The following is a 26,265-nucleotide window of genomic DNA, read 5'->3' on the forward strand; positions in this document are numbered from 1 at the left end:
CGGCGGGCCGATCAGGCCTTGGGCGTGGCGAGCTGGCCGGCCGCCAGCTCCTGCGCCTTGAGCGATGACATCAGGCTCAGCAGGGTCGAGAAGGCATTGCCGTCCTGCGCGCCGCCCAGCTGGATCTGCGGCACCAGCGGCACCTTGGCCGTCTCGAAAGCCTCGGCCAGGCGCAGCATCACGGTCTGCATCAGCTGCTTGTCCGAGCCCTCGCCTTCCAGGGCCTCCGACTTGGCCTTGATGGCAGAAGCCTCGGCCTCACCCACCGCGCGGATGGCCGAGGCGCGCCCCGAGCCCTCCATCTCCTGGCGGAACTTGTCGGCCTGCGCCAGGGCCTCGATCTCCTGGCGGCGCTTCTCGGCGGCCTTCACCAGGGCCGCACCGTGGTTCTCCTTGATGGAGATGTCCACCAGCGAGGCGGTCAGCTCGCTTTGCTTCTCGGCGCGGCGCTCGGCCTCGTTGAGCTCACGCTGCTTGTCGGCCGCGATCTGCTTTTGCGCATAGGTCTCGACCTGCTCGCGCGCGATCTGGCGATCCCGCAACTGCGACATGATGTTCTCGATCTTGGTGTCGCCGTTTTGCGGCCTGGGCGTGCCGATCAGCACCTCCTGGAACTCCAGCGAATACGCCAGGAAGCGCTCGCGCATGTCCACCGAGGCATTGGTCTGCAACTCGCTGCGCGACTGGATCAGCTCGATGAAAGTCCGTGTCTGCGACACGTTCTTGAAGTAGCTCGACACCATCGGGTCCAGCGTCTGCTCGACCAGCTGCTTCACATTGCCAAAGCGCTGCACCACCATCGGTGCCTTGCGGTAGTCGATGTGCACCACCACGCTCAAAGGCAGTTGCGGCTCGAACGCGTCCTTGGTGATCAGCGTGATCTCGCGCAGATTGCCGTCGAAGCTGGAGCCGCTCTCGCCCGATTGCCACATCAGCACGAAGTTGGTCGTGGGCACCAGCTCGATCTTGCCGGCATAGGTGTTGAAGGCGTACTTGCCCGGCATCAGCGCCTCGCGCCACACGCCGCGGCAACCGGTCTCCACCAACTCGCCGTGGCTGTACTCGCTGCCCGAGGTGTCCGCGCCCTTGCGGCCCGTGTACGACACCACCACGCCCACATAACCCACGGGGATCACCGTCTTCTGGATGAACTCCACCGTGGCAAACAGGCGGTTGATGTAGTAGGTGCCTTCCACCAGCACGCGCTCCTGGCGACCGCGTTTGCCGCCCGCGGCCAGGAACAGCTCGGGCTCCTGGAAGGAGTTGTGCGCATCACCCACATCGGGCGCCAGCAGCTCGTCCTTGGGCAGGGCCGGGCCGTCCATCACGGTGACCACGGCCAGCTGGTCGGACTCATGCTGGCCGGAGACCTCCTTGATCACCACGGGCGTGAAGGCACTGCGCTGGTCCAGCACGTCACGCATCTTGTCGTAGTAGGCACGCTCGGTCGCGTCCAGCGTGAGCGAGTAGGTGGCCTCCTCCGTCATCACCACGAACAGCGCCGGGTTGATGATGTGCGTGCCTTCGCGCAGCACCTTGCGCTGCGGGCCCTTCTGGCCGCCACCCTGCAGGAAGCCGCGCACGTCCAGGAAGTTGCTCACGCGGGCGTTGTCGGCCAGGGTCTGGCCGGCGGGCAGGTCCACCCCGTCACGCGCGAACACATAACCCAGCTTGCCCTGCGTCACCGACACCATGGGGTGGATGTGCACCTTGTACTGAAACGGCGGGAAGAAGTGAAAGCCGCCGCGCAGCAACTCAGGCTGGAAGCCCGCCTCGCCTGCCAGCGCCAGCAGCCCCAGTTGCACCGAGCCCTTGGGGCTCCAGAGCTTTTCGACGACACCGATGCGGTCATTGGGGATGTAGCGCACCATGCCCGACGCAAAGGCGAACGCGGCCAGCGCGCCCAGCACGGCGAGCGTGATGATCAGATAGAACAAGAGGCCTTGGCCAAACAGTTCAGCAAACATGAGGGTCCTTCCTTTCCTTGCGGGATGTGTGACGCCTGGTGGTGTGTAAGCGTGCGAGCGCATGCCTGAACCGGGCTCGGTTCATGACCAGGGTCTTATGGGAACGGGGGTGTGCCAGAGGCTAAGGTCGACGCAGCCGGTGCGCGCCTCGGCCAGTGCCGTTGCGACGGGCAGGCGAGCGAAGACCGCAGGCGGGGCTCGGCCAGATCGACAGGGCGATCCAGGTGAGCGCCTGGGCGCCAGAGGGCAGGGGCAGCAAACGGGCGTTGGCTGCGAAAACAGGATGGTTCAACAAGGTGTGTTGAGGAGGCGGGCACCAAGGCTCGACGACAGCCATGCTGCGCCGCAGTAGCGCGCGTGACAACGATAGCCATGTAAAGCGCAGGGTCCTTGACAAGCGCTTTGTTATCCTTCGCTACCCGCACTTTGTCAGGCGTTTTGATGGACACCGTCTCCCAACTGCAGTCGATGGGTCTGACCCTGCCCTCACCGGCCTACCTGGCTGGCATGTTCCTGTTCAGCCTGCTGGGCATGGTGGCCTGGATGGCCGGCAAGCGCATGCAAAAGGCCACGACCAAATGGCTGGGCGTGGCCTTGATGTTCTACTCGTATGCCGTGTCAAGCACCTGGGTGCTCTACCTCATCGGGGTCGCCCTGTGTGTCGCGGCCGTCTGGGCCTGGCGCACACAGGACTGAGCTGACGCGATCAGATCCGATCAGGTCGGCTCGCCCAGCAGGGCGTGCTTGAGCGCCACCTCGGCAGGTTTGTCGCCGTACCAGATGCGCAGGATGGCGTTGAAGAAGCCCGGATCAGGCAGCGGGTCGATGATCTGCTTGCCGTTGATGGTGATGACCGTGCCGGTACCGGGCACCCAGTCGGCCATCACGATGTCACCGGGCTTGAGCGGTGGCAGGGTCTCGAACAGCTCGCCGAACTTCAGCAGCTGGTTCACGTACTTGGACTTCTCTTCCTTGTCCAGGTTCTTGTTGATGCCCGCCAGGAAGGCGCCACCGAACTCTTCGCCGGTCAGCTCACGCAGCACATGGATCTTGGCGCGCTTGGGGCCAGGCGCAGCCAGCACACCCGCCGTGGTCGTTTCCTTCTTGTTCAGGTAGATGCCCAGCACGTAGATCTTGAAGATGGTCTTGGTGCGCAGGCCGGCGCCGCTGAGCACCAGGTCCTTGCCGCCCACCTTGGCGGCTTCGTCCACTTTCACGCCCGAGATTTCAACGGCCTGGGCCAGGCTCATGGCCATGCCCAGAACAGCGGCGGCCAGGGTGGTTTTGGAGAACAGTTTCATGAAGGCCCTCTTGCAGTTGGCGGTTAGGGGTTGCTCGGGTGATGGCGGGCGTGGCCTTCAGGAGGCCATGCCTTCCAGCTTGAAAACGCTGACGACCTTGGCCAGTTGCTCGGCCTGGTTCTGCATGGATTCGGCGGACGCGGCGGCCTCTTCAACCAGCGCGGCGTTCTGCTGCGTGACGCCATCCATCTGGTGGATGGAGCGGTAGATGGCCTCGATGCCCTGGCTCTGCGACTGGCTTGCTGCCGTGATCTCGGTGATGATGTTGGTCACGCGCTGCACGCTGGCCACCACCTCGCTCATGGTGCTGCCGGCCTCGTTGACCAGCTGGCCGCCCTGGGCCACCTTCTCGACCGATTCGCTGATCAGCGTCTTGATCTCCTTGGCGGCCGTGGCCGAGCGCTGCGCCAGGCTGCGCACCTCGCCGGCCACCACGGCAAAACCGCGGCCCTGCTCGCCGGCTCGCGCGGCTTCCACCGCGGCATTCAGCGCCAGGATATTGGTCTGGAAGGCGATGCCATCGATCACGCCGATGATGTCCACGATCTTGCGTGACGAGGCATCGATGGCACCCATGGTGTCCACCACACGGGACACCACCGAGCCACCATCGGCCGCCACATTGGAGGCCGACTGCGCCAGCTCACTGGCCATGCGCGCGTTGTCGGCGTTCTGCTTGACGATGTTGGTCAGCTCGCTCATGGAGGCCGAGGTCTCCTGCAGCGACGCCGCTTGCTGCTCGGTGCGGTGCGACAAGTCCAGGTTGCCCGAGGCGATCTGCGTGGAGGCCGAGGCGATCTGCTCGGTGCTCAGGCGCACATTGCCCACGATGGCCTGCAGGCTGGTGTTCATCTCGGCCAGCGCCTGCATCAGCAGGCCCGTCTCGTCCTGGCTCCTGGTAGTGATGGTGCTGGTCAGGTCACCACGCGCCACGCGCTGGGCCACGTCCACCGCGCGGTTGAGCGGGATGGTGATGCTGCGGGTCGACAGCAGGGCCACGACCACGCTGATGCCGGTGGCGGCCAGGGCCAGTACCAGGATGAACAGCGCCGTGCTGCGGGCCTGCTGTGCCGAATTGGCGCCGGCCGCTTCCATGTGCTGGTTCTGCAAGGCAATGAGCTTGTCCAGCGCGGCGAAGTACTTGGTCTGCAGCGAGCGGATCGAGAACAGGTACTTGGTCATCGCGTTGTCTTTCTCATCGGTGTTGATGAGGTTGATGAACGCGACCTGGTGTTTGAGCGAGCGCTCGCGCAACTCGACGATGGTCTTGATGAGCGCCAGCCCATCGGGGTCGCTCACGCTTTTCTTCAGCAGCGCCAGGTTCTCGTCATTGCGCTTGGTGACCTTCTCGATGTTGGCCACTTCGCCCGACATCTGGTCGGCACTGGACATCACGAGGATGCTGAGCATGCTGCGCGAGATGTCGTTGAGGTCCGCCTTCATGTTGTTGGCGATGACCGTGCGCGGGTAGGTCTGGTTGACCATGGACCCGATTTCGCTATTAAGGCTGTTGATGCGCAGGATGGCCAGGCCGGCCAGCAACATCAACAAGGCGATGACCAGGCCGAAGCCCAGCATCAATCGTTGCCCGATACGGATATTTCGAAGGTTCATGGTCCACTGCAATCCACGGTCGAAACAAGGGCGCTGCCGGGCGACCTTTGACGTCACGCGTCAAAGGGCACAAAAGACGACGGCTTCCCGCGTTTTCGGCAGGCTTGTCAGGGACTGAAGTGAAAAAAGCCGGCACAGGCCGGCCAGGCGCCAGTGCTCAGGCGGCCTTGCGCCAGCGTCGCGTGGCGGGCACGCCTTCGGCCGTCAGCAAGCCGGCATCCAGCGGTTGCCGCTTGTGGCGCCGGCCCCAGATGCTGCCCGGCACCAGCACCAGGCCAGCCAGCATCAGCAGCGCGCCGTGGGCCACGTGGCCGCTCAGCAAGGCCAGCAAACCGGCGGCACACGCCAGCACGCAAGCCAGCGTGGTCAGGTGGCGAATGCGCTTTCTGACCGATGTCGTACGGGGCAGGGAACCGGGCATCGCTTCTCCTTTTCGGGGCGTAGGCCGTGACGTATTTGACGCTGGTCAATTTCTAAAGCCTGCCACCCAGGCGCGCAAGAGCGTGTATTCCCTCGGGGAGATGAGCAGTCATGCAAAATGCTGCGGTGCAGCATGCGTAATGCTTTGATAAAAGTGGCAAAAACGAGAGAAAGTTCAGTGACATTACTCGGCACTTCAGGTTTGATCACAACTGCCGATTAGTGCTTATAAATTCGTTGTCTGGTGAGGCGCCCGAGCATGTGTTCTCACCGCGTTCACTCCGCAAGAGGTAGCCGTGACCGTATCTGATTTGACGTCGCCACAAGCGACAGATGCTCGCCAGGGCCCCCGGGCCCATGTCTCCTGGGCCGCCAGGGTGGTGCTGAGCCCTCAGTCCTTCCTGGAGGCCCGCGTGGTCAACATCTCGGCCGATGGGCTGGGGCTGGTCTGCGAGCGGGCCTTCCCGGACGGGGCGGTGCTGCACCTCCTGATCGCCCTGCCGGACCCGGCTGACCGCAGCAAGTACCACTACCCCGATCTGCACACCAAGGTGATGTTCCACGTGGCCAAGGGCGGCAAGTTCCGCATGGGCACGCGCTTTGCCCGGGTCGACCCGGCCATGAAGGCCTTGATCGAAACCTGGGTGCAACGAGGGTAAAGCAGGGCGGGGATGGGGCCGGGCCGGCCTCACATCCGGCTGGCGCGGAACTCGGCTTCTTTTTCCAGCATGTCGGTCATGACCGAGACGGCCTGCACGCGGCGCGCCTCGAACGCGCGCTCGATGTTGCCCGGGTCGCCCGGCTCGCGGTGCACCTGCCGCTGACGGCTCAGCGCGCGAATCAAGGGGTGCAGGACTTCCAGCGCACTGAGGTCAGCCAGGGCGTGCAGACAGCGGCCGATGAAGTGCAGCACCTCTTCGCGCGCATCCTCGGTCAGCAGCGCCAGCGGCGGGGCGATGCTGGGGTCAGGCAGGCCTCGTGGGTTGCTCAAGGCCAGGGTGGGCGGGGTGTCGCCGCAGCAGACGCTGCGCATCAGCTTGGCTGGGGCATGCGGGTCGTTCACGAAGGATTCGACCCGGCCATCGTGGCCACGCGCCACCAGGCCGCGGATGCGCGCTTCCTGCAGTCCCACACGCGGGCCGGCGCCGTTGTTGGCCATGTCGATGCAGCGCTGCCCGGTGGCCGACAGGGTGAAGCGTTCGGCGTCGAACACCACCCTGGGCAGCTCCCGCAGCGGGGCGGGCAGCAAGTCGGCCAGGTTGATCCACAAGAGCCGGCGCGGCTGGCTGTAGAGCGCGTCCACGCCAAAGGGGCGATCCGGGTTGGCCCAGAAGGCGGCGCCGTCCACCGTCAGCACATCACCCGCGCGTGACAGGAACTGCTTGCCCGTCAGGGCTTCGGCCTGCTGGTACATGGCCGTGGCGATGCCGCGGCGCTGGTGCTCGTAAGCCACCTGCACGTCTTCGTCCTGCAGGTAGGCACCCAGCGCCGTGAAGGTCAGCTCGCCCACCGGCTCGGCCTGGGGGTTGGAGCCCATGTAGGCCAGGATGCGGTCCGGCTCATCGGGGCTGATGGCGGCTTCGTACTTGAACAGGTAGCCCATGGACTGGGCCTTGGTATTGGGCTGGACTTCGGCCACGAGGTTGATCACCTCGGTTTCGCCGCAGTAGACGGCGGCTTTCAGCCGCACCGGGAAACTCGCGCCCGTGCGACCGGGGTTGCCCACGTAATAGGTGTGATGGCTGACGTCGAGCTGGAAGTCACTGGCCCCATAGGGGATCTTCTGTCCCAGCTCCAAGGTCCGATTCAGGTAAACGTCCATGCCCACTCCCACTTGAACACACAAAGCCCACGCTGACAGCACGTGGGCCGCCCCATTGTCTCGGGCCTGGGCCGAGGTGGAAACCCGGATCAAGGGGGGCTAAGGGGTGGATCTGTCAAAAAAAGCGGGGTCCCGAAGGACCCCGACAAAGCACTCGGTACAGCAGTGCTGCTAGGAGGAGACAAGCAATGAAAACACTCTGACAAAAAACACGGGATCAGTGCATCTGGATGGCGCCAGCGGCCTTGCCCTTGCCGGCGCGGGCTGGCGGGTTGCACAGGCCACACACGAAGTGGCGCGAAATTTCATGAGGGTGGCTGACAAAGTGGCCGCCGCACTTGGAGCACTTGGTCATGGTCAGCATGCCGTTGTCGATGAACTTGACCAGGCGCCAGGCGCGGGTCACGGACAGCAGGGGCTCCAGGCCTTGGGATTCGGTCTGCTCCAGGTACAGCTGGTAGGCCTTGATGACGACGTCGATCTCGTCCATCTCGGCGGCCTTGTTCAGGTACTCGTGGATGTTCAGGAACAGGGAAGCGTGGATATTGGGCTGCCAGGTCATGAACCAGTCGGTCGAGAAGGGCAGCTGACCCTTGGACGGCGACTTGCCGGAGACTTCCTTATAGAGGCGCAGCAGGCGTTCGTACGACATGTCGGTTTCCGACTCCAGCACTTGCAGGCGGGCACCCAGGTTGATCAGGGTCACGGCGCGGTCGATTTGCTTGGCTTCGGTCAACAGGCTCTTGCTACGCATGGTGGATTCTCCGGCTTGTCTGTGAATAGGGTGTGCGGTTCGGGCGGTGTCTGGATCAGGCGGCTTCTTGATGCTTGCCAGCCAGCAGGATCGAGGCATGCAGGCGGGAGGCGCCATCGCTGCCAGCACCCTTGCCGTGATTGGTCAGCAGGGTCCAGACCATGTCGTCGTCAACACGCATGCGGCACACCAGGGTGTTGCTCGAAGCCACCTTCATCAGCTGGGCGGGGCTCAGCGAAGCCAGGCGGTCGGCGGCGGCTTCGGACAGGCCCAGGCGGAACAGCGCCTGTTCGCGGTCATTGCGGATCAGGGTCTGAGCCAGCATCAGGTAGGACAGGTTGGTTTCGCGGATTTCCATCAGGATTTGGTCGGCGTTCATGGCTGTGTTCCTTTGTTTGACTCAGTGCGGTTTCGCGTTGTCGATGGAGTCATTGTGCAAACGGATGCCAAATTCCTTGATAGGTGAGCGGCTGTAAGACGGGTCGGTTTCCGGCTACACGCTTTGTAGGAATTTGCCTGACAAAACGCCCGAACTGGGCAGGCAAGGCGGTTCAGACAAAAGCTTTGTAAACGGCCTGTAATTGCCCGCAAGCCGTCAGAAATTCACTTGGTTCCCCTGGGGCGGCGGCTTACTCTGGCGTTTCGAATGACGACGCGCCCGCAGGGCAAAGGACCCGGAAGATGCAGTTCAGCCGCACGATGTTTTCAGCGCTGGCCCTGGTGGCCATGGGCACCTGGAATGGCCAGGCCCTGGCGGCCGTGAACCCCAGCACCCTCTCCGACAGAGGCCTGGAGATCCACAACCCGCTCAAGCTGGACGCACGCGCCCTGATGGCCATGCGCAGCGGCCAGACCGTGGCCATCACCTTCCCGGTAATCGGCCGCAAGACCGTGGTGTTCGAGACCACCACCAAGGGGCTCGATGGCCTGAGCTACTGGCATGGCAGCCTGCAGGGCAACCCACGCGACCGCGTCTACCTCAAGCAGACCAAGGACGGTTTTGTGGGTGCGGTGCGTTTTGGTGGGCGCCAGGTGCCCTTCAGGCAGCAGCCCAACGGGGTGCTGGTGCCCGTGGCCGATGCGGGCCCCATCCAGGGCCAGGCCTACACCCTGGGGGCCCAGGTGAGCCCGGGTGTGCGCGCACTGGCGGGCAACCTGGCCGGCCTGGCGCAAGCCGACGAGGGCGCGGAAATCGCCTTGCCTTTGCCGAACGGGCAGACCGAAGTGGCCATCGTCACCCACCGCGAGCTGGACCAGGACGGTTTCGTGCAGATCCAGGGCATCAGCCGCATGGACGGTGCCGCTGCCCCCACGGTCATCACCGTGGGCACGGACGCGGTCTTTGGCACGGTGCTGAGCAATGGCAACGAGTACCAGATCGTCACCCGTCAGGGGCGCACCCAGATCGTCGACCCGAATGCGGCCGGCTGGGCCAAGCTGCGCGGGCCGGATCAGGCCGACCCGGACGAGGCGTCCCAGGCTTTGGCGATCACCGTGGGCGGGCGCACGCAAAAGGCGACCACGACCACCACCCCCAGCGGCGGCACCCTGGTCCCCCTGGCCGCCGGCAAGATCGACACCACCATCACCCTGTTCATGACCTACGGGCCCAGCTATGTGGCGCAGTGGGGCACGGAGGCGGTGGCGCGCACCCGCTTGTCCAACATCGTGCAGCTGGCCAACTCGGCCTACTCGAACAGCGGCACGGGTGTGGCCTTCAAGATCGTCGGCTGGGCCAAGGTGGCGCAGGCGGACGCCACGCCGCAGGTCATCCTGCCGGCCATGCGGGCCGATTCGGGTGCGTTCAAAGGCGTGGCGGCGCTCAAGCGGACGGCGGGCGGCGCCATCACGGTGTTCTTTGCGCCTTTCAACCCCACCACCTCCCGCTCATCCACCTGTGGTCTGGCTTATGTGCCGGGCGGCGGGGCCGGGGGCATGAGCCTGTTCAACGCCCAGGTGGGCAGCTCGATGTTCGCCTCGCTCAACGACGGGCAGTCCAACGGCTACTACTGCGAAATGCTCAGCCTGGCGCACGAGCTGGGGCACAACCTGGGCAACGCGCATGACAAGGCCAATTCCTCCTTCCCCGGCGTGTTTGCCTACAGCTACGGCAAGGGCCTCAGCGGGCAGTTCGGCACGGTCATGTCCTACATCTCGCCGCGCGTGGCGCTGTTCTCGTCGCCCCAGCTGACCTGCACGGCCACCAAACAGCCGTGCGGCACCAGCACCGAAAACGTGGTGGCGACCATGCTGCAGACCAAGGCCACGGTGGCCGCCCAGGGCAACGCCAGCAAGGCTTCCGTTTCCACCGATGGCAGCACGGTGGTGGCGGGCTGGTTGCTCAACGCCAACGGTTCGCCCTACACCGGTGCGGCCACCCTCAAGCCCACCGACAGCCGGGTCCGCTGCAGCGCTGGGACCACCGGTTTGTACGTGTGCACGGTGCCCAGCGCGGTGAGCGCGGTGTCGCTCAGCGTGACGGCCGCGGGCAAGGTGGTGGCGCCTTCGGTCGGCTCTTTCACCGTGGACCGCAGCAGCAACCAGCCGGTGATCGGCACCCGCTTCTACCTGAGCGCCGCGCCCACGACGGCGGCAAGCACTGCAAAGAAGTAAGCGCTCGCTATCCATGAATCCCGCCAGGTTACACAGCCTGGCGGGATTTTTCATTTCAATCTCATTTGACGAGGCGATAGCCCTTACCAATCAATCGTATTTGATCAATCAATTCGCTATATGGCATGACCTGGCCTAAGATTCACCCCGTTGTCTCTCAACCCCAAACCTAAACAGGAACAAGCCATGTCTCTGATCAACACCCAGGTTCAGCCCTTCAAGACCCAAGCTTTCGTCAACCGCGGCGGCAAGGGCGAGTTCATTGAAGTCTCCGACGAGAGCCTGAAGGGCAAGTGGTCCGTCCTGATCTTCATGCCGGCCGCCTTCACCTTCAACTGCCCTACCGAAATCGAAGACGCCGCCAACAGCTACGCCGAGTTCCAGAAGGCTGGCGCCGAGATCTACATCGTCACCACCGACACCCACTTCTCGCACAAGGTGTGGCACGAAACCTCGCCCGCCGTGGGCAAGGCCAAGTTCCCCCTGGTTGGCGACCCCACGCACCAACTGACCAACGCTTTCGGCGTGCACATCCCTGAAGAAGGCCTGGCGCTGCGCGGCACCTTCATCATCAACCCCGAAGGCCAGATCAAGACCGCTGAAATCCACAGCAACGAGATCGCCCGTGACGTGTCGGAAACCCTGCGCAAGCTCAAGGCTGCCCAGTTCACCGCCGCTCACCCCAACCAGGTCTGCCCGGCCAAGTGGAAGGAAGGCGCTGCCGCCCTGACCCCTTCGCTGGACCTGGTCGGCAAGATCTGAGGCTGATCCGGACGGATTGCCGTGGGTGGCACATCCCGGCCTCAGGCGCACGCCTGCGTTGCAAATCCTCGCCATAGCACGGGCTATGGCTGTGGTTTGCGCCTTGCCCTGCGCCTGACGCCAGGCGTGCCCCCTCACGTCACCCCGCCCGAATCAACCTTTGGCCTCCTTTGCAAAGACAGGAGGCCGGTTCCCGAAGTCGCTTGATTAAAAAGGATGCACATCATGTTGGACGATTCCCTCAAGGCACAACTCGGCGCTTACCTGGAGCGCGTACAGCAACCCTTCGAGATCGTCGCATCCCTGAGCGACTCCGAGAACTCGCGCGAGATGCTGGACCTGCTGCAGACCATCACCGGCCTGCGCAGCGACAAGATCACGCTCAAGACCGATGGCCAGGATGCGCGCAAGCCCTCCTTCACGCTGCAGCGCGTGGGCAGCGATACATCGCTGCGCTTCGCCGGTTTGCCGCTGGGCCACGAGTTCACCTCGCTGGTGCTGGCGCTGCTCTGGACGGGTGGCCACCCGCCCAAGGTCGAGCCCGATGTGATCGAGCAGATCACGGCCCTGGATGGTGACTTCCATTTCGAGGTCTACATGTCCCTGAGCTGCCACAACTGCCCGGACGTGGTGCAGGCGCTCAGCCTGATGGCCATCCTCAACCCCAAGATCAAGACGACCATCATCGAAGGCGGCGCCTTCCAGGAAGAGGTGGAGACGCGCGAGATCATGGCCGTGCCCATGGTCTTCCTCAACGGCAGCATGTTCGCCTCGGGCAAGATGACCGTGGAAGAGATCGTGGCCAAGCTGGACACGGGTGCCGCCGCGCGGGATGCCGCCAAGCTGTCGGCCAAGGAAGCGTATGACGTGCTGATCGTCGGCGGTGGCCCGGCTGGCGCTGCTGCTGCCGTGTACGCGGCCCGCAAGGGCATCCGCACCGGCGTGGTGGCCGAGCGCTTTGGTGGCCAGGTCAATGACACGCTGGCCATCGAGAACTACATCTCGGTGCTGGAAACCGATGGCCCCAAGTTCGCCGCCGCGCTGGAGGCGCACACCCGCGCTTATGACGTCGACATCATGAACCTGCAGCGCGCCGACAAGCTGATCCCGGCGGCGCAGCCCGGTGGCCTGATCGAAGTGCAGCTGGCCAATGGTGGCGTGCTCAAGAGCAAGAGCGTGATCATCTCGACGGGGGCGCGCTGGCGCAACGTCAACGTGCCCGGCGAGGCCGAGTACCGCAACAAGGGCGTGGCCTACTGCCCGCACTGCGACGGCCCCTTGTTCAAGGGCAAGCGCGTGGCCGTGATCGGCGGCGGCAACTCGGGCGTGGAGGCCGCGATCGACCTCGCGGGTGTCGTGGCCCACGTCACGCTGATCGAGTTTGCCGAACAGCTCAAGGCGGACGCCGTGCTGGTCAACAAGCTCAAGAGCCTGCCCAATGTCGAGATCCACACCAACGCGCAGACCACCGAGATCACCGGGGTCGAAGGCAAGGTCAATGGCTTGAGCTACAAGGACCGCGCCACCGGGGCGGACCACCACGTCGCGCTGGAAGGCGTCTTCGTGCAGATCGGCCTGGTGCCCAACACCGAGTGGCTCAAGGGCACGCTGGAGCTGTCGCGCTTTGGCGAAATCATGGTGGACGCCAAGGGCGCGACCAATGTGCCGGGCGTGTTCGCTGCCGGTGACTGCACGACCGTGCCTTACAAGCAGATCGTGATTGCTGCCGGTGACGGCGCCAAGGCGGCACTGGGTGCCTTTGACCACCTCATCCGCTCGTCGGTGCCCGCTTGATGAGCCGGTGAGCGCGGGTCAGGGCTGGAGCGTCAGCACAAAGCCCCGATAGGCATTGGCTGCATTGACCATCCAGCCGGTGATCTCGTCCTGGTCGTTGATGGCTTTGGCCTGCACGAAGGTGAAGCCGGCTGGCGGCGTGGCGAGCACATTGAGATCCTGCCGCACGCCATTGCGCCAGATCACGGCGCGGCAGCCGTGGATGTCCTGATCGGTGCGGCAGTGGCTGCCGACAACCGTGCCGGCGGCGTTCACGCCATAAGCCACGCTGCTGTAGCCGTTGTCGGTGGGCAAGGCCTGCGCACGGCCCTCGTACCAGATGTAGGCGCGGTTGCCTTGTTTGCTGGCGGGCGCCCAGTAAAAGCCGGCCACGTGACCGGCCGAGCTGATGGCTTCGGCGTGCACATCGTTTTCGCTGCCGTCCACCGTGCGCAGCGTGCTGGTGGGCCCGTCCAGCGTCCACACGATCACGCCGGACTGGCCGCCGCCTTCGTACTGGCCATCACCCACGGCTATGGTGGCATTGATGGCGCGCGCCTTGACGGACAGCGCGCCCGCCGATGGCAGCAGGGTGGCCAGGCCATCTCGCAGCAGGAAGGCGTATTCGTTCAAGTGCTTGTCGATCTGTGCGCGCCCCAGGATCCAGCCCTGTTCATTGATGCCCACGGCACGGGCAGACAGGTAGGCGGGCAGGCCTTGCATCTGGGCGCTGAGGTCGACCGGCGCGCTGCCAGGGCTCAGCCACAGCACCGGGTGCACGCCGACGTCAAAGGTGCTTTTGGACACATAGCTGCGGCCCACCATCACACCACGGCTGTTGATGGCCAGGGCTTCGCAAGGCTTGTCCCAGCTGGTGGCGGTGCTGGCCGCCTTGTTCAGGCAGGGCAGCACGGCGGGGGCGCCCCCTTGAACGGGCCACCACACCGACCGAGGCTGATGCTTGCTGTAGCCTTCAACCAGGCAGTCGACCCACTGGCTGATGGGGCAGTCCTGCTTGACGTAGGACTCGCCCAGCACGATGCCGCTGGCACCGATCACCTCGCCATAGCTGTTTTGATCCGGCGCGGTCGGTGCCAGCAGGCTCACGCCATCAGCCGCCACAGCAGACGGGGACGACAACGCCAGCAGCGCGCTGCCGAGCAGCACTGCAAACGATGTGGTCCGGGTCTTCATGTAGTGGCTCCTGATGTGCAGGCCAGACATTAAGGGCAGTGTCATGACTTGGCCCGTAATCATTCGTAAATGGCGGACCAGGGCGCAACAAGGGCACCATCACGTGGAGTTCAGCTACGGGTTCGCCCTGAACTGAAGCGGGCGGCGTAGTCTCCAGGCGACACCCCCAGCCGCTGTTGGAAGCAGCGCCGCAGTTTGTCTTCGCTGCCAAAGCCGCTGTCGCGCACAACGCGTTTGAGCGAGGTGGGCCCGGCTTCCAGCAACCGGCAGGCGCGCTCCAGCCGCAGGCTGGCCAGGAAGCGGGCCGGGGTCTGGCCGGTTTGCGCCAGCACCTGCCGATGCAGGGTGCGCTCGGACAGGGCCATCGCATGGGCCATGTCGGCCACCTTGATGGCCTGCTTCAGGCGGGGCTGGAGCCATTGCAGCAACTGCCCGGTGACGCCTTCGTGTTCGGCTTCTTGCGCCAGCAGATCGGCGCTGAACTGCCGCTGGCCACCGGCGCGGCGCAGCGGCACCACCAGGCGCTTGGCCACACGCAGGGATAGCGCGCGGTTGTGGTCGGCCTCGACCAGGCTCAGGCAGAGGTCGATACCGGCCGTCACGCCGGCAGAGGTGTGCACATGGCCATCACGCACATGGATGGCGTCATCCAGCAGGCGGACTTGGGGGAACAGCTGGCGCAGCAAGGGCAGGTCCTGCCAGTGGGTCACGGCGCGCCGCCCATCGAGCAGGCCGGCCTGGGCCAGCACGAAGGCGCCGGTGCAGACCGAGCAGCATCGCGTCACCTGCTGTGATGCGGCTTGCAGCCAGCGGATCAGGCGCTTGTCTCGCATGGCCGCTTCGGTGCCATCGCCACCGGCCACGATGAGCGTGGCGTGCTTCAGGCTGGCCGGGCGAGGCAGGGCTTCGGTTTGAATGGCCAGGCCACAGGATGAGGTGATCAGCCCGCCTGTGCTGGACACGGTGCGCAAGCGGTAGCGAGGGGCGCTGTGCGCTTGGGCGGCTTCCTGATCGGCCATGGCGAAGACCTGCAGCGGCCCGGCAGCATCCAGCAGCAGGAAGCCGGGGAAGACGACCATGAGGATGGTGTGAGGGGCGGGGGGCTTGGTGGGCATGAGAGGGGACTATAGGTTTGTTCAAAGCGGAAAAATCGGCATGGCAGTTTTTCAAAGCAATTTGGCAAACCTGCCAATCAACCATCTCGAACAATGTTGACAAACCAGGAGACCTACACCATGACCCACATCGGCTTGCTGCTTTTTCCCCAACTGACCGTGCTGGACCTCATCGGCCCCTATGAGGTTTTCTGCCGCCTGCCTGACACGCGTGTGGACCTGATCTGGCACACGCTGGACCCCGTCATCACCGAACACGGCCTGCCCCTGCAACCCACCCAACGCTGCACCGACATCCAGCATCTGGACGTGCTGTGCGTCCCAGGTGGCTTTGGCGTGACCCCGCTCCTGAACGACGCCCCCATCATCGACTTCATCCACCGCGTGGGCAGCCAGGCGGGCTTTGTCACCTCCGTGTGTTCCGGTGCGCTGCTGCTGGGCGCCGCCGGTTTGCTGCAAGGCCGCCGCGCGGCCACGCACTGGGCCTCCATGGACATGCTGGCCGACTTCGGCGCGATCCCAACCGACGAACGGTTCGTGCACGATGGCCCCGTGATCACCGGTGGTGGCGTGACCGCCGGCATCGACTTCGCCTTGTACCTCGCCGCCCAACTGCAAGGCCAGGAGGTGGCCGAAGCCATCCAGCTGAGCATCGAATACAACCCCGCCCCACCCTTTGATGCAGGCCACCCTTCACGCGCCCGCCCGCCACTCGTGGCTGCTGCACGCGAACGCATGCGCGAGCCACAAGCCCATCGCCGCGCCCTCGTCCAACAGGCGGCCCAGGCCATGCGGCTCGCCCCCCTAGGCTGACCCCATCGATCCCCCCAAGGTTTGGGAAGCGCTTTAACAGCGATCCTCCTACAGTGGTCTGGCACCGTCGGCACAAGGGTGCCGGCAACCATCACACCAGGAGTTCGCCATGAACACGAAAGACAGCGCATCGCCCGTGGCGATCACCATCCAGGCCCAGTTGCTGGACGCCGCCAAGAGCGATCAGAAGGTCGAGGCGATGGCCTACGCCTTCAGCTCTGAGGCCGTGTTCCTGGGCAGCGCCCCCTTGAACGACAAGGGCGAAGCCAAACTCGCCTTGCAAACCAAGGCCCCAGCCGACACGGTGCGTGTGCTGGTCGGCCCCAGGCTGGATGACAAAACCCCCGACTTCGCCGAGCTGATGCGCCGTGGTGCGCTGGAGCAGCACCTGGCCTACAACCCGCGCCAGCGTGAGCTCAAAGCCGAGTTCACCGTCTTCTCTCCGATCTGGCTGTGCTGGTTGCGCAGCGCCGTGTTCGTGCAAGGGCAGTTGCTCAAGAAGGTCACCATTGGTGGCTCAGTGGTGGACTTCCCCGTGTGCAACGCCACAGTCGAGATCTACGAGGTCGACCCGCTCTACATCATCATCCCCAAGCTGCCCCTGCTGGTGATTGACCGCCTGCGCGACATCATCGCCAGCGGGCGCATCAAGGAGCCCGTGCTCACCTTGCCGCCGCACGGCCCGGGCCCCATCCCCGAGCCGGGGCCTGACCCCTTGCCGCTGCCGGTGACGGGCGCACAACTGCGCCGCCTCAACACCACCACGCTGGCCGCGCAAAGCCACGCGCCCACGGCCGACAGCATGGCCTCGCTCACCGCCCTCAGCGAGTCCACCGAGTTGCGCTACCTGGCGCAAACCGGCAGCACCTTGCAGTTCCAGCAAGCGCTCATCCAGAACCCCGTGTTGATCAGGCCTTTGCTGTGCTGGTTGTACCCGCGCTTCGTCACCATGCAGCGCGTGGGCACCGCGCTCACCGACAGCTGCGGGCACTTCCGCACCGTGTTCTTCCAGGGCTGCCACAACCATGACATCCCCGATCTGTACTTCAAGGCCACGCAGCCCATCTTCGGGCCCATCAAGGCCACCATCTATGCGCCCACCCCCGTGGCCTGCCACACCTGGTGGGACTACGTCTCGGGCACCGAGGTCAAGCTCTACACGACGAGCCCCTTTGCCCATACCTGCGCGCCTTGCCCGCCCGTGGTGGGCCCCAATGGCGTGGGGCGCTGGGTAGCCTTCCTGGCCGTGGGTGGCATCCCCTTGAGCCAGATCTACGGCACCAGCAAAGCCTTGAAAGACAGCACCTTGCCGGCCGTGCTGGCAGCCAAGCGGGGCCTGACGGCCGATGGCCGCCCATGGGGTGGCCTGCTGCGCCCGCGCCTGCTGTTTGCCAACGAGCTGGAGGCGCTGGGTGTGCAGCACTACCAGGTCTCATGGCGGCGCGGCTTCAGCGGCAACTTCCAGCCTTTGAAGGACGGCATCCAGCACTACTACCGGCATGACGTGAACACCCCCAGCGGCGTCTTCCCGGCCTGGACACCCTTTACCCTGGGCCCCAAGCCCGTGCCCACCGGTGGCGGCACCTCGGTGCCCGATCTCACACAGATCCCTTATGCCTCGGTGGCCCCTGAAGGCGTGTGGGACACCCCGCCCAGCGCGGGCGAGATCATCGAGCACCTGAGCAGCGCCAAGTTCCCCACCCACCTGTTTGCACCGGGCCTGAGCTACAACGGCAATGGCACGCCCGTTTCCGGCACCAGCGACGACAGCGGCCAGTACCAGCTCAAGGTGGACCTGTTCGATGCGCACGGCCAGCCCATCGACATCCACGCGCTGGGCATCAAGTTCGTGGTGCCCGATGTGCCCGACCTCACCGGCACCATCTACACAACGGATGCCGACCCGCTGGGCCTGGTCGTGGGCAACAGCATGATCATCACCCTGCATGTGGACAACAACCACTGTTATGCGCAGATCCCCGCGCCCTCGATCGGCACGGCCTTTGCCGATGACTGCTGCGGCGTGCTGCAGGCACAGGACAGCGACGTGGTCAGCCTGCCCTACCAGGCCTGGCACCCGCATGGCTTTGCCAACTACAGCTTCGTGACGGTGCGTGGCGTGAGCACCGTGCTCAACCGCTCGCAAGACCCCTTCAACCCCGGCCAGCCTTTGCGCGTGGACGACCCCGGCACCCCGCTGGTCAACGAAGACCCGACCGGCGGTTCACCGGCTGCCATGACCGTGCACGACCTGATGACGATCAACCTGCCCGCGAGCTGCAACCCGGCAGGCTGCGTGGTGGCCGGCTTCAGCGAGAACCTGTATGTGGACTCGACCGCCACCGACGGTTGGAACTACGAGCTCGGTTATGACGCCAGCGCGGTGCGGGCGTTTGTGTTGTCCAAGGTGGCGCTGCCGTCCAGCTGATCCCGGTGTGCCTGCCGTTTCCATTCAGAATGAACAGACGGCTTCAACGACAACAGGCAGGCACACATGGACCACAACACATCAGGGCAAGGCAAAAGCGCCACCGTTCCAGCCGAGATCGACCGCTGGAACTGGGGCGCCTTCCTGCTCAACTGGATCTGGGGCATCGGCAACAACACCTTCATCGCCTTGCTGATGTTCGTCCCCTTCGCGAACATCATCGTCCTCTTCCTGCTCGGCGCCAAAGGCAGCACCTGGGCCTGGCGCAACAAACGCTGGGACAGCATCGAGCACTTCCAGCGCGTGCAGCGCCAATGGGCCAAATGGGGCCTCATCGTGCTCGTGGGGGGGGCGGTCGCGATGGCCGGGTTGATGTTCACGATCGTCTCGACGCTGAAAACCAGCGAGCCCTACAAGATGGCGGTGAACCGCCTGCAAGGCAACCCGCAGGTGCTGGTGCTGGTGGGCTCACCCATGGTGACCGGCGCGCCCTCGGGTAACTTCGAAGTGTCTGGCCCGAATGGCCGCGCTAGCCTGGCTTTCTCGGTAGAAGGCCCCAAGGGCAAAGGCCAGGCCTATGTCGAGGCCTCCAAGGATCTCGGCAAGTGGCAGATCGACCGCATGGCTTTTGAAGACGAGGTGACAGGACAGCGGGTGGATTTGAGCGCGGAGATGGGCAGGGGGATTTGATGAGGGCTCGGTGATGAGCCGCGCGCCATCAACACTCAGCCCCGGCGCGCCGCTTCAATCGCCGCGATGTCGATCTTGCCCATCGTCATCATGGCCTCGAAGACACGCTTGGCCGCTGCACGGTCGGGGTCGGCCATCGCGGTGGTGAGCGCACGCGGCGTGATCTGCCACGACAGGCCCCACTTGTCCTTGCACCAGCCGCATTCGCTCGCTTGCCCGCCGTGCTGGATGATGGCGTGCCACAAGCGGTCGGTTTCTTCCTGGGTGTCGGTGGCCACCTGGAACGAGAAAGCCTCGCTGTGCTTGAAGATCGGGCCGCCATTCAAACCCAGGCAAGGAATGCCCATCACGGTGAACTCGACCGTCAGCACGTCGCCCTGCTTGCCAGAGGGATAGTCTGCAGGCGCGCGGAAGATGGCGCCCACGGCGCTGTCAGGGAAGGTCTCGGCGTAAAAGCGTGCGGCTTCTTCGGCGGTGCCGTCAAACCATAGGCAGATCGTATTTTTGCTTTGCATGGCTTGCTCCATCCAACCACCCATCAGGGCCAGGCTGGCCAGTTTATCGGTGTGGGGCGAACATTCAAGCGTTGTTGATCGCCGGCTTGACGAGCATTGGCAACAGCACCTGAACGCCCAGTGGCGTCAAGTCGAGAGCCCGACCATCCACGCGTCTGACCCAGGCCTTCTGGATGAAGTGTTGAAGCAATTCATCCGCCAGCTGGCCAGCAAGATGATCCTTTCGCTCGGACCAATCCAGGCAGGGATAGGCAAAGCGTCGCGCGGATAAAGGCACCTTCGGCTGCAGGTCCATTTTGGCCAACCATGCCAGGCCTGCAGGCGTGAGTTCATATCCTTCCCCTTCCTGATTGATCTTCAGGCCCGCTTGCTCATGCAAGGTGGTCAACACGCTGACACCCAACGCCCCCGCCAGATGCCCATAACAGCACCGGGCAAACCGCAGGCGCTTGCGTGCCGGGTGCTCCCACATGCGCTCATGGGTCGAGCGCTCGGCCACCACGGCCAACGACTCCAGTGCATGGGCCACATCGTTGTCTGCCAGCTTGTAATAGCGGTGCCTGCCTCGGGCTTCGCAAACAAGCAAGCCGGCCTCCAGCAGCTTGGCCAGATGCCCGCTTGCGGTTGCAGGCGTGATGGATGCGGCCGATGCCAGCTCGCCCGCGCTGGCCAACTCACCAGACAGCAGGTACGCCAGCATCAGCGAGCGCGCCGGGTCGGCGACCATGGCGGCCACGCGGGCAATGCGGGGTTCATGCGTGGCGGTGTGTTTCATGGCCTCAGCGTAATGCATCTAGCGCGTCGGCCGGTGCCTGATCGCGGCTTGACAAGCCATAGTCCCTGATCACCGTGGCAACACGCAAGCGGTATTGCGCGAACAGCTGCGATCGCCCTTCGCTTTGGGCCAGGCGGTGCGCCGGCAGATTGCGCCAGTGCTGCACCGACTGCTCGTCACGCCAGAAGCTCAAGGACACATAGCGACCAGGCTGCGTGAGGCTCTCGAAGCGCTCGATGGAGATGAAGCCGTCCAGGTTCACCAGAGCGCGCTTCAAGTCTTCCGCCAGTTCGAAATAGCGTGGTGCAAGCCCTGGGCGCGGCTCAAGCTCGAAGATGACGGCGATCATGGCAACACCTCCCGGGCTCGGTTCAAGGTGGATGCAAACGGCTCCAGCCAGGTGCGTTCCTCGCGAAGAATGAACCGCAGGGATTGCGCCATCTCGAAATTGCGCCGCCCTTCCTCATCGGCTTTGAGGGCCGTGCGGTAACGCTCGTACGCGGCCATGCTGTCAAAGCTGATCAAGCCCCAAGCCACGTCGTTGCTGCCTTCGTGCGGCAGGAAGTAGCCCAGCAGGTTGCCGCCGCAGCGAGGGATGATGCGGCCCCAAGCCTCTGCGTAGCGGGCGAAGGCGGCTCGTTGGAATGGGTCGATCTGATACCGGATGAAGCAGGTGATGGTCATGGGCGCAAAAAGCGTGAAGCAAGGCACATGACTGTCTTTCAATGACAGTGCCTTTTGTTTTGATGCGCACCGAAACGACGGGGCAAGTACTGGTGGCTTGCATTGCCCCTTCCCTCGGGGCAATCGCTTCAGAGTCAATGACGGTGCCAGGGTGGTACGTGAAATCAACGTGTACTAACCAGCATGTTGTTGAGGCGATTTGGGGTTGCCGTTTACGCGCCAAGTTGGATGTGCCCTGCGATGAGGACAATGGCAGTTCTGCAGCGATAGCGGTCAGTCGGTGTTGTTTGTGGTACGACCGGTCCTGAGCGTATTTTGGTCATCCAGGCGCTGGCCTGGTCAGGCTCCGCTCGACCAGTCTGGTGGCTAGTGCGACCATTCGCTCATGACATCCAAGGGGAGAATTCGAGGTCCCGAGATCAACTCTGAGCAGTCGATCGCCGCCAATAGCTCGACTACGGCCAAGATGCCCAGCTATTCTTGCGCCGGCTATCGTCTTTGCGATAGCTGGGACTTGGTGTAGAAGTTCCTAAGAGCCCTGACCTCTATGCTGGGGTGGTGTAACCTTCCGCAATAAGGGCGGCGTGTGTCGCCGCAAAGGGAGGTTAGGTCATGCCGTTAGGCCGTCACTACTGTTTGCGTTGTGGTAGCAATTCCATGCGCTCGGGGAGCCTGCCGTGACGGCTCCGGTAGCAGCCCTTCCGGACGACCTTTTCAAGGAAGTCCAGCACATCTTTCGTCAGACGCCGGCGCTTCTTGTGGGATCCGGATTTTCTTGTGGATACGGTCTGCCCGGTATGTGGGCACTAGGCGCCCACCTGGAGGCCAAGGTTGGTCCTGGCTTGGTATCAGCGGAGGCGCAGGCTCTTTGGGCCAAGGCACTGCCGGCGGTGCACGACAACCTCGAGGCTGGGCTGAACACGATCCCTCAAGGAGTGGCTGGGCGCGAAGAGATTGTTGCGGCCATACGGGACGAGACGGCCAAGCTCATTCTTGCGGCCACCGAGAAGGCTGAGCGCGAGATCCTGGCACTGAATCCGGCCGAGCTCGCACCAGTTCGGTTGTTGAAGATGCTCTTTTCGGGTGCGCCGCAGAACTCTGAGTGCCTTCCCGTCATCACAACCAACTACGACACCCTCATCGAACTATTCTGCGATCTCGCTGAGCTCCCCCTGGATACGGGTTTCGTTGGGCATCGTCGACGCAAGCCGAGGGCTGGATCACTCTTCCAAACGCAGTACAGCCGGAGCTGGGCGCCTGAGAAGCGGGGCGGCATGCAGATCGACCACAGGCCTTGCAAGACTGTCCGCTTGCACAAGCCGCACGGCTCTATCAGCTGGTTGGCCACCGAGCACGGGCCTGTCGAGGTGCTGAACGCAGATTCAGATGCTGCGCGTGCAATTGTGGTTCCGGGACCGTCGAAGTATCAGGACGCGCTGGTGAACGTCCTGTTCGACTCGATGCGGACAGAAATGAACGGTGTCATCACCAACGCCTCGGCGTTGCTCTGCCTGGGCTTTGGCTTCAACGACGACCACCTGCAGGGAGTTATCCGTGGTCGGCTGAATGCCGGTATGCCAATGATTCTATTGACCCGTGGCAAGACTCCCAGCATCGAAGAGGTGCTGAAAACCTACCCACATGTCATTGGCGTCTTCAGCGATGGCTCCGGCGCCGAGATTCACTGGCGCGGGACGACCATGCGTGGCGCCTCACCGCTGTGGCAGCTCGACGACTTTCTGAAGACATTCTTGGAGTGACACAACACCATGAGCATTTTCTCGTTCACAGAAGAGCAAGGCATCGGCGAGGTTCGCAGCGTCGAGACTGCACGCATCACGGTTCGAGTGACTGATGGCCAGCGCCTTCAGAAGGCACGCGTTGGGCGTCTCGTGGCTATTCAATCCATGGGCGATGAATGGCTCATCGGCATCATCGAGCGGGTCTGGCGGCATCCTGTTGAGCTGCCGACTCTTGCCGAGGCTGAGATGCCTGAGGACCAGGCGGTCATCCAGCAGGAGGAGAACGGCGTGGCTATCAGCCTCGTCGGCACCTATCGTGCTCGTGACGGGCAGAGACGGGACACTTTCTCGCGCGCAGTCTTCGCGTTGCCTGAGATCAATCGCCCGGTCTTCCCAATCGAGGAGAAGTCTCTCGAAGACTTCATGGGCATCCTTAGCGCCTCGTCGAAGGCCGAGGCTGCTGCTCCGCTGAAGGTTGGCACGTACACCCTTGATGGCAAAGCCACCGCCTACATCGACGGCGACAAGCTCTTCCAACGCCACGCGGCGTTGCTGGGCAGCACCGGCTCTGGCAAGTCGTTCACGGTGGCATCAATCCTAGAGCAGTCGGCTCAACTGCCTCACACGAACATGATTGTTCTGGATCTGCACGGCGAGTACTCAAGCATGAAGTTCGCCTCGCACTACAGGATTGCTGGCATCGGCGATCTCAAGGACGCGCGCGAGGGGGCCATCTTCTTGCCGTTCTGGTTGCTCACGTACGACGAGATGCAGTCCGTTTTCGTGGATCGCTCCGGCGACAACGCACCCAACCAGGCGCTCGCGTTGATGGATTCGGTAATTGAGATGAAGCGCGGCGCTATCGAGACGCTGAAAAGGGTGGACCTGCTGGATGGCTTCACGGTCGACACGCCCGTTCCCTACCGTCTGTCCGAACTGGTGCAGTCTCTCGACTCGAAGAACGAGGAAGTGATTCCTACGGGCGAGGAGTATGTTAGCGGTGCCAAGAAGGGCCAGCCGAAGACCGAAAAGGGGCCCCTCAATGGCAAGCTGTCGCGGTTCCTCATCCGACTGAAGACGAAGATGAACGACAGGCGGTACGCGTTCATGTACCAGGCTCCGGCGGAGTACGAAACCTACGACGCACTGCATGCCCTAGCGAAGAAGTTACTGGGGACCGGCAATGCCAAGGATGGTGTCAACCCGGGCATCAAGATCATCGACTTCTCGGAGGTCCCGTCAGACATTCTTCCTGTGGTCGTTGGTCTGGTGGCCCGCCTCGTGTATCAAATTCAGTTTTGGAGCGACCCGGGGCTAGCCGGGGATGAGCGACATCCGGTGGTCATCGTCTGCGATGAAGCGCACCTCTACCTGCCAAGCTCGGCCGCATCCACCGGGCCGCTCGAGAGGCGGGCGCTGGAGAATTTTGAGCGCATCGCTAAGGAAGGTCGCAAGTACGGTGTCGGCTTGCTGGTGGTGAGTCAGCGTCCCTCGGACGTGAGCACAACCATCCTCAGCCAGTGCAGCAACATCATCAGCCTGCGCTTGTCGAACAAGACTGACCAGGGCGTGGTGAAGCAGCTTCTACCGGAGAGCTTGGAGGGGCTGATGGAGGTGTTGCCGACGTTGGATGTGGGCGAGGCGGTCGTGGTCGGTGACGCGACGCTCCTACCAACGCGAATCCGGATGAACAAGCCAGTCCACGAGCCTCGCAGCGCGACGATCGCCTTTTGGTCGCGATGGGCGAAGCCGAAGAAAGAAGTGGACTTGGTAGCCGCTGTCGAAAACATGCGTAGGCAATCGCGAACTGCTTGACGGTCCACAAGGGCCTCATCGTCCTGCAAGTCAGGCGCCTGCTGCCGACCAATGATGACGGCGTGCCGCGCTGAACTCACAACACAACCTAGATCATCTGATTAGAGAACGTGAGAAGAACATGTTCGGCACCGTCGACAAGAGCAAGGGACTTTTGTTCGTCACCCACGATCTCGACTACTCCATACGGGCGACCATGCAGAAGATGCTGCAGGAGGTCGAGGGTTTGGACGAGAACCGGTTGCTCGGTACCCCGCCTGAAGACCTGAAGCGTTACCTGGTTGAGAGGCACGGCATCACGCCGATAACCCTGCTGCGCGACCAGTGGTATGCCGATTATCAGGATGCGCCGGTCGATGTACGGCACGACCCCATGCGATGGATTGATGACCGGAGCTGCCCGGTCATGGTGGCGGGCGAGCGTGTCGAAGTTCGCATCCCCTTCGAGGGCGAGAGCGAGCTGTTCTACGCGAAGGCCAACACCTTTTCGCTCAACCCGCCTCGCGCCGTCATAGAGAAGAACGAGATCGTCCTGCGCTACGATTCCCCCGCCGACCAGCCCCGAGACATCCGCGTGCTGGTCGACCAGACCCTTCAGGAGATCGAGCAGCATCTGGGATGGCAGCGCCCGATGATCGACGCGCACAACCAGAGTCTGCCGCAGGCTGCGGAGCAAGCGATCCACCAGCGGCGCGAGCGCCTGCTGGCACAGTCAAAGCGCGCGGAGGCCCTCGGCATCCCAATCCGGCGGCGCGCCGACGCACCGACGACCTACGCGCTCCCTACGGTGAAGCGCAAGGCGGTTCCGACCTTGCCACTGGTGACGACGGCGCAATTCAAGCCCGAACCGGCGCTCACCATGGAGCTGTACGAGCACATCCTGAAAGTGGTGCAAGACATGGCGCTGGTCATGGAGCGCAGCCCCGATGCCTTCAAGGCGATGAACGAGGAAGCTCTGCGCCAGCACTTCCTCGTGCAGCTCAACGGCCAGTTCGAGGGCAAGGCGACGGGCGAGACCTTCAACATGGCGGGCAAAACCGACATTCTCCTGCGCGAGGGCGACCGCAACGCCTTCATCGCCGAGTGCAAATTTTGGAGGGGGCCGAAGGCCTTCGGCGAGGCCATCGACCAGCTACTCGGCTACACCACATGGCGCGACAGCAAGACAGCTATTCTTGTTTTCAATCGTGGCACCGAGACCTCAACGGTTCTTAGCGGCATCGACGCTGCTGCCAAGGCACACGGCAACCTCAAGCGTGTCGTGACGTGGCCGCACGAGAGCGGCTTCCGGTACGTTCTACACAGCAGCGGCGACAAGAGCCGCGAGTTGGTCCTAACCGTGCTCGTTTTTCACGTGCCGACATAGCGGAACGGTGACGTCGCACGGCCGGGCGTATGGCATTGGCGAATGGCTGGTTCTGGCGTCAGCTGCCGTTCGATGACTAATACTTGCCGGCAGCAATCAGCC

Annotated in this window: 24 protein-coding genes; 11 read left to right on the plus strand and 13 right to left on the minus strand. The window is 63.6% G+C overall.

The genetic code is table 11. The annotated features are described in order from the left end of the window. Positions 1-11: 11 nt before the first annotated feature. Positions 12-1,967, minus strand: a complete 1,956-nt coding sequence (locus tag JY96_RS11670; RefSeq protein ID WP_081961207.1) for an SPFH domain-containing protein — start codon at positions 1,965-1,967, stop codon at positions 12-14. 441 nt (positions 1,968-2,408) lie between these two features. Here JY96_RS11670 and JY96_RS11675 point away from each other — a divergent pair, with 441 nt between their 5' ends. Further along, the gene (locus tag JY96_RS11675; RefSeq protein ID WP_035037598.1) at positions 2,409-2,663 is read left to right on the plus strand and encodes a hypothetical protein; all 255 of its coding nucleotides are present in this window, start codon (positions 2,409-2,411) and stop codon (positions 2,661-2,663) included. 20 nt (positions 2,664-2,683) lie between these two features. Here JY96_RS11675 and JY96_RS11680 read toward each other — a convergent pair whose 3' ends face one another. The 3 genes from JY96_RS11680 to JY96_RS11690 all read right to left on the minus strand — a co-directional run bounded on the left by JY96_RS11680 (position 2,684) and on the right by JY96_RS11690 (position 5,303). Further along, positions 2,684-3,268: a chalcone isomerase family protein gene (locus JY96_RS11680; RefSeq protein ID WP_035037600.1), complete on the minus strand. Its 585-nt coding sequence runs from the start codon at positions 3,266-3,268 to the stop codon at positions 2,684-2,686. A 57-nt stretch (positions 3,269-3,325) separates the two neighbouring features. Continuing rightward, the gene (locus tag JY96_RS24230) at positions 3,326-4,882 is read right to left on the minus strand and encodes a methyl-accepting chemotaxis protein (protein ID WP_052162436.1); all 1,557 of its coding nucleotides are present in this window, start codon (positions 4,880-4,882) and stop codon (positions 3,326-3,328) included. 157 nt (positions 4,883-5,039) lie between these two features. After that, positions 5,040-5,303, minus strand: coding sequence for a hypothetical protein (locus tag JY96_RS11690; protein ID WP_035037602.1), 264 nt, complete (start codon positions 5,301-5,303; stop codon positions 5,040-5,042). Positions 5,304-5,598: 295 nt separating this feature from the next. On the opposite strand from JY96_RS11690, the gene JY96_RS11695 reads away from it, so the two are divergent. Further along, positions 5,599-5,961 (plus strand): PilZ domain-containing protein, encoded by a 363-nt coding sequence (locus JY96_RS11695; protein ID WP_081961208.1) that lies wholly within the window; start codon positions 5,599-5,601, stop codon positions 5,959-5,961. 29 nt (positions 5,962-5,990) lie between these two features. On the opposite strand, the gene JY96_RS11700 is transcribed toward JY96_RS11695, so the two are convergent. The 3 genes from JY96_RS11700 to flhD all read right to left on the minus strand — a co-directional run bounded on the left by JY96_RS11700 (position 5,991) and on the right by flhD (position 8,257). Next, positions 5,991-7,124 (minus strand): hypothetical protein, encoded by a 1,134-nt coding sequence (locus tag JY96_RS11700; protein ID WP_035037607.1) that lies wholly within the window; start codon positions 7,122-7,124, stop codon positions 5,991-5,993. Positions 7,125-7,341: 217 nt separating this feature from the next. Continuing rightward, positions 7,342-7,878, minus strand: coding sequence for a flagellar transcriptional regulator FlhC (flhC, locus tag JY96_RS11705; RefSeq protein ID WP_035037610.1), 537 nt, complete (start codon positions 7,876-7,878; stop codon positions 7,342-7,344). A 55-nt stretch (positions 7,879-7,933) separates the two neighbouring features. Next, positions 7,934-8,257, minus strand: coding sequence for a flagellar transcriptional regulator FlhD (flhD, locus tag JY96_RS11710; protein ID WP_035037613.1), 324 nt, complete (start codon positions 8,255-8,257; stop codon positions 7,934-7,936). Between the two features lie 302 nt (positions 8,258-8,559). Here flhD and JY96_RS11715 point away from each other — a divergent pair, with 302 nt between their 5' ends. The 3 genes from JY96_RS11715 (at position 8,560) to ahpF (ending at position 13,047) form a co-directional block, all read left to right on the plus strand. Continuing rightward, the gene (locus JY96_RS11715; RefSeq protein ID WP_035037616.1) at positions 8,560-10,491 is read left to right on the plus strand and encodes a reprolysin-like metallopeptidase; all 1,932 of its coding nucleotides are present in this window, start codon (positions 8,560-8,562) and stop codon (positions 10,489-10,491) included. Positions 10,492-10,677: 186 nt separating this feature from the next. Beyond that, positions 10,678-11,253 carry an alkyl hydroperoxide reductase subunit C gene (gene ahpC / locus JY96_RS11720; protein ID WP_035037617.1) on the plus strand — a complete coding sequence of 192 codons (576 nt, stop codon included), beginning with the start codon at positions 10,678-10,680 and terminating at the stop codon, positions 11,251-11,253. Positions 11,254-11,478: 225 nt separating this feature from the next. Continuing rightward, the gene (gene ahpF, locus JY96_RS11725) at positions 11,479-13,047 is read left to right on the plus strand and encodes an alkyl hydroperoxide reductase subunit F (RefSeq protein ID WP_035042449.1); all 1,569 of its coding nucleotides are present in this window, start codon (positions 11,479-11,481) and stop codon (positions 13,045-13,047) included. An 18-nt stretch (positions 13,048-13,065) separates the two neighbouring features. On the opposite strand, the gene JY96_RS11730 is transcribed toward ahpF, so the two are convergent. After that, positions 13,066-14,220 carry a hypothetical protein gene (locus JY96_RS11730; protein WP_152606469.1) on the minus strand — a complete coding sequence of 385 codons (1,155 nt, stop codon included), beginning with the start codon at positions 14,218-14,220 and terminating at the stop codon, positions 13,066-13,068. Between the two features lie 110 nt (positions 14,221-14,330). Continuing rightward, positions 14,331-15,335 carry a GlxA family transcriptional regulator gene (locus JY96_RS11735; protein WP_035037621.1) on the minus strand — a complete coding sequence of 335 codons (1,005 nt, stop codon included), beginning with the start codon at positions 15,333-15,335 and terminating at the stop codon, positions 14,331-14,333. 120 nt (positions 15,336-15,455) lie between these two features. On the opposite strand from JY96_RS11735, the gene JY96_RS11740 reads away from it, so the two are divergent. The 3 genes from JY96_RS11740 (at position 15,456) to JY96_RS11750 (ending at position 19,266) form a co-directional block, all read left to right on the plus strand. Continuing rightward, the gene (locus JY96_RS11740; protein ID WP_035042451.1) at positions 15,456-16,148 is read left to right on the plus strand and encodes a DJ-1/PfpI family protein; all 693 of its coding nucleotides are present in this window, start codon (positions 15,456-15,458) and stop codon (positions 16,146-16,148) included. 109 nt (positions 16,149-16,257) lie between these two features. Further along, positions 16,258-18,576 carry a hypothetical protein gene (locus JY96_RS11745; protein ID WP_035037625.1) on the plus strand — a complete coding sequence of 773 codons (2,319 nt, stop codon included), beginning with the start codon at positions 16,258-16,260 and terminating at the stop codon, positions 18,574-18,576. A gap of 66 nt (positions 18,577-18,642) precedes the next feature. Continuing rightward, positions 18,643-19,266, plus strand: coding sequence for a cytochrome c oxidase assembly factor Coa1 family protein (locus tag JY96_RS11750; protein WP_035037628.1), 624 nt, complete (start codon positions 18,643-18,645; stop codon positions 19,264-19,266). Positions 19,267-19,301: 35 nt separating this feature from the next. Here the strand turns inward: JY96_RS11750 and JY96_RS11755 are convergent, their stop codons facing one another. The 4 genes from JY96_RS11755 to JY96_RS11770 all read right to left on the minus strand — a co-directional run bounded on the left by JY96_RS11755 (position 19,302) and on the right by JY96_RS11770 (position 21,240). After that, positions 19,302-19,781, minus strand: a complete 480-nt coding sequence (locus JY96_RS11755) for a VOC family protein (RefSeq protein ID WP_035042453.1) — start codon at positions 19,779-19,781, stop codon at positions 19,302-19,304. 64 nt (positions 19,782-19,845) lie between these two features. Next, positions 19,846-20,556 carry a helix-turn-helix transcriptional regulator gene (locus JY96_RS11760; protein WP_035042457.1) on the minus strand — a complete coding sequence of 237 codons (711 nt, stop codon included), beginning with the start codon at positions 20,554-20,556 and terminating at the stop codon, positions 19,846-19,848. Between the two features lie 4 nt (positions 20,557-20,560). After that, complete coding sequence (locus JY96_RS11765; protein WP_035037630.1) at positions 20,561-20,905, minus strand: antibiotic biosynthesis monooxygenase; 345 nt, start codon at positions 20,903-20,905, stop codon at positions 20,561-20,563. Next, entirely contained in the window at positions 20,902-21,240 is a 339-nt protein-coding gene (locus tag JY96_RS11770; protein ID WP_035037633.1) for an NIPSNAP family protein, read from the minus strand. The genes JY96_RS11765 and JY96_RS11770 overlap by 4 nt, the downstream gene beginning before the upstream one ends. Before the next feature lie 677 nt (positions 21,241-21,917). Here JY96_RS11770 and JY96_RS11775 point away from each other — a divergent pair. The 3 genes from JY96_RS11775 to JY96_RS11785 all read left to right on the plus strand — a co-directional run bounded on the left by JY96_RS11775 (position 21,918) and on the right by JY96_RS11785 (position 26,163). Beyond that, a complete protein-coding gene (locus JY96_RS11775; RefSeq protein ID WP_035037644.1) occupies positions 21,918-23,000 on the plus strand; it encodes an SIR2 family protein in 1,083 nt (360 codons plus the stop codon). 9 nt (positions 23,001-23,009) lie between these two features. After that, the gene (locus JY96_RS11780) at positions 23,010-24,797 is read left to right on the plus strand and encodes an ATP-binding protein (RefSeq protein WP_035037647.1); all 1,788 of its coding nucleotides are present in this window, start codon (positions 23,010-23,012) and stop codon (positions 24,795-24,797) included. Between the two features lie 121 nt (positions 24,798-24,918). Then, positions 24,919-26,163, plus strand: coding sequence for a hypothetical protein (locus JY96_RS11785; protein WP_052162437.1), 1,245 nt, complete (start codon positions 24,919-24,921; stop codon positions 26,161-26,163). Positions 26,164-26,265: the final 102 nt, after the last annotated feature.

Origin of the sequence: Aquabacterium sp. NJ1 (assembly GCF_000768065.1) — a bacterium.
Taxonomy (GTDB): domain Bacteria; phylum Pseudomonadota; class Gammaproteobacteria; order Burkholderiales; family Burkholderiaceae_C; genus Aquabacterium.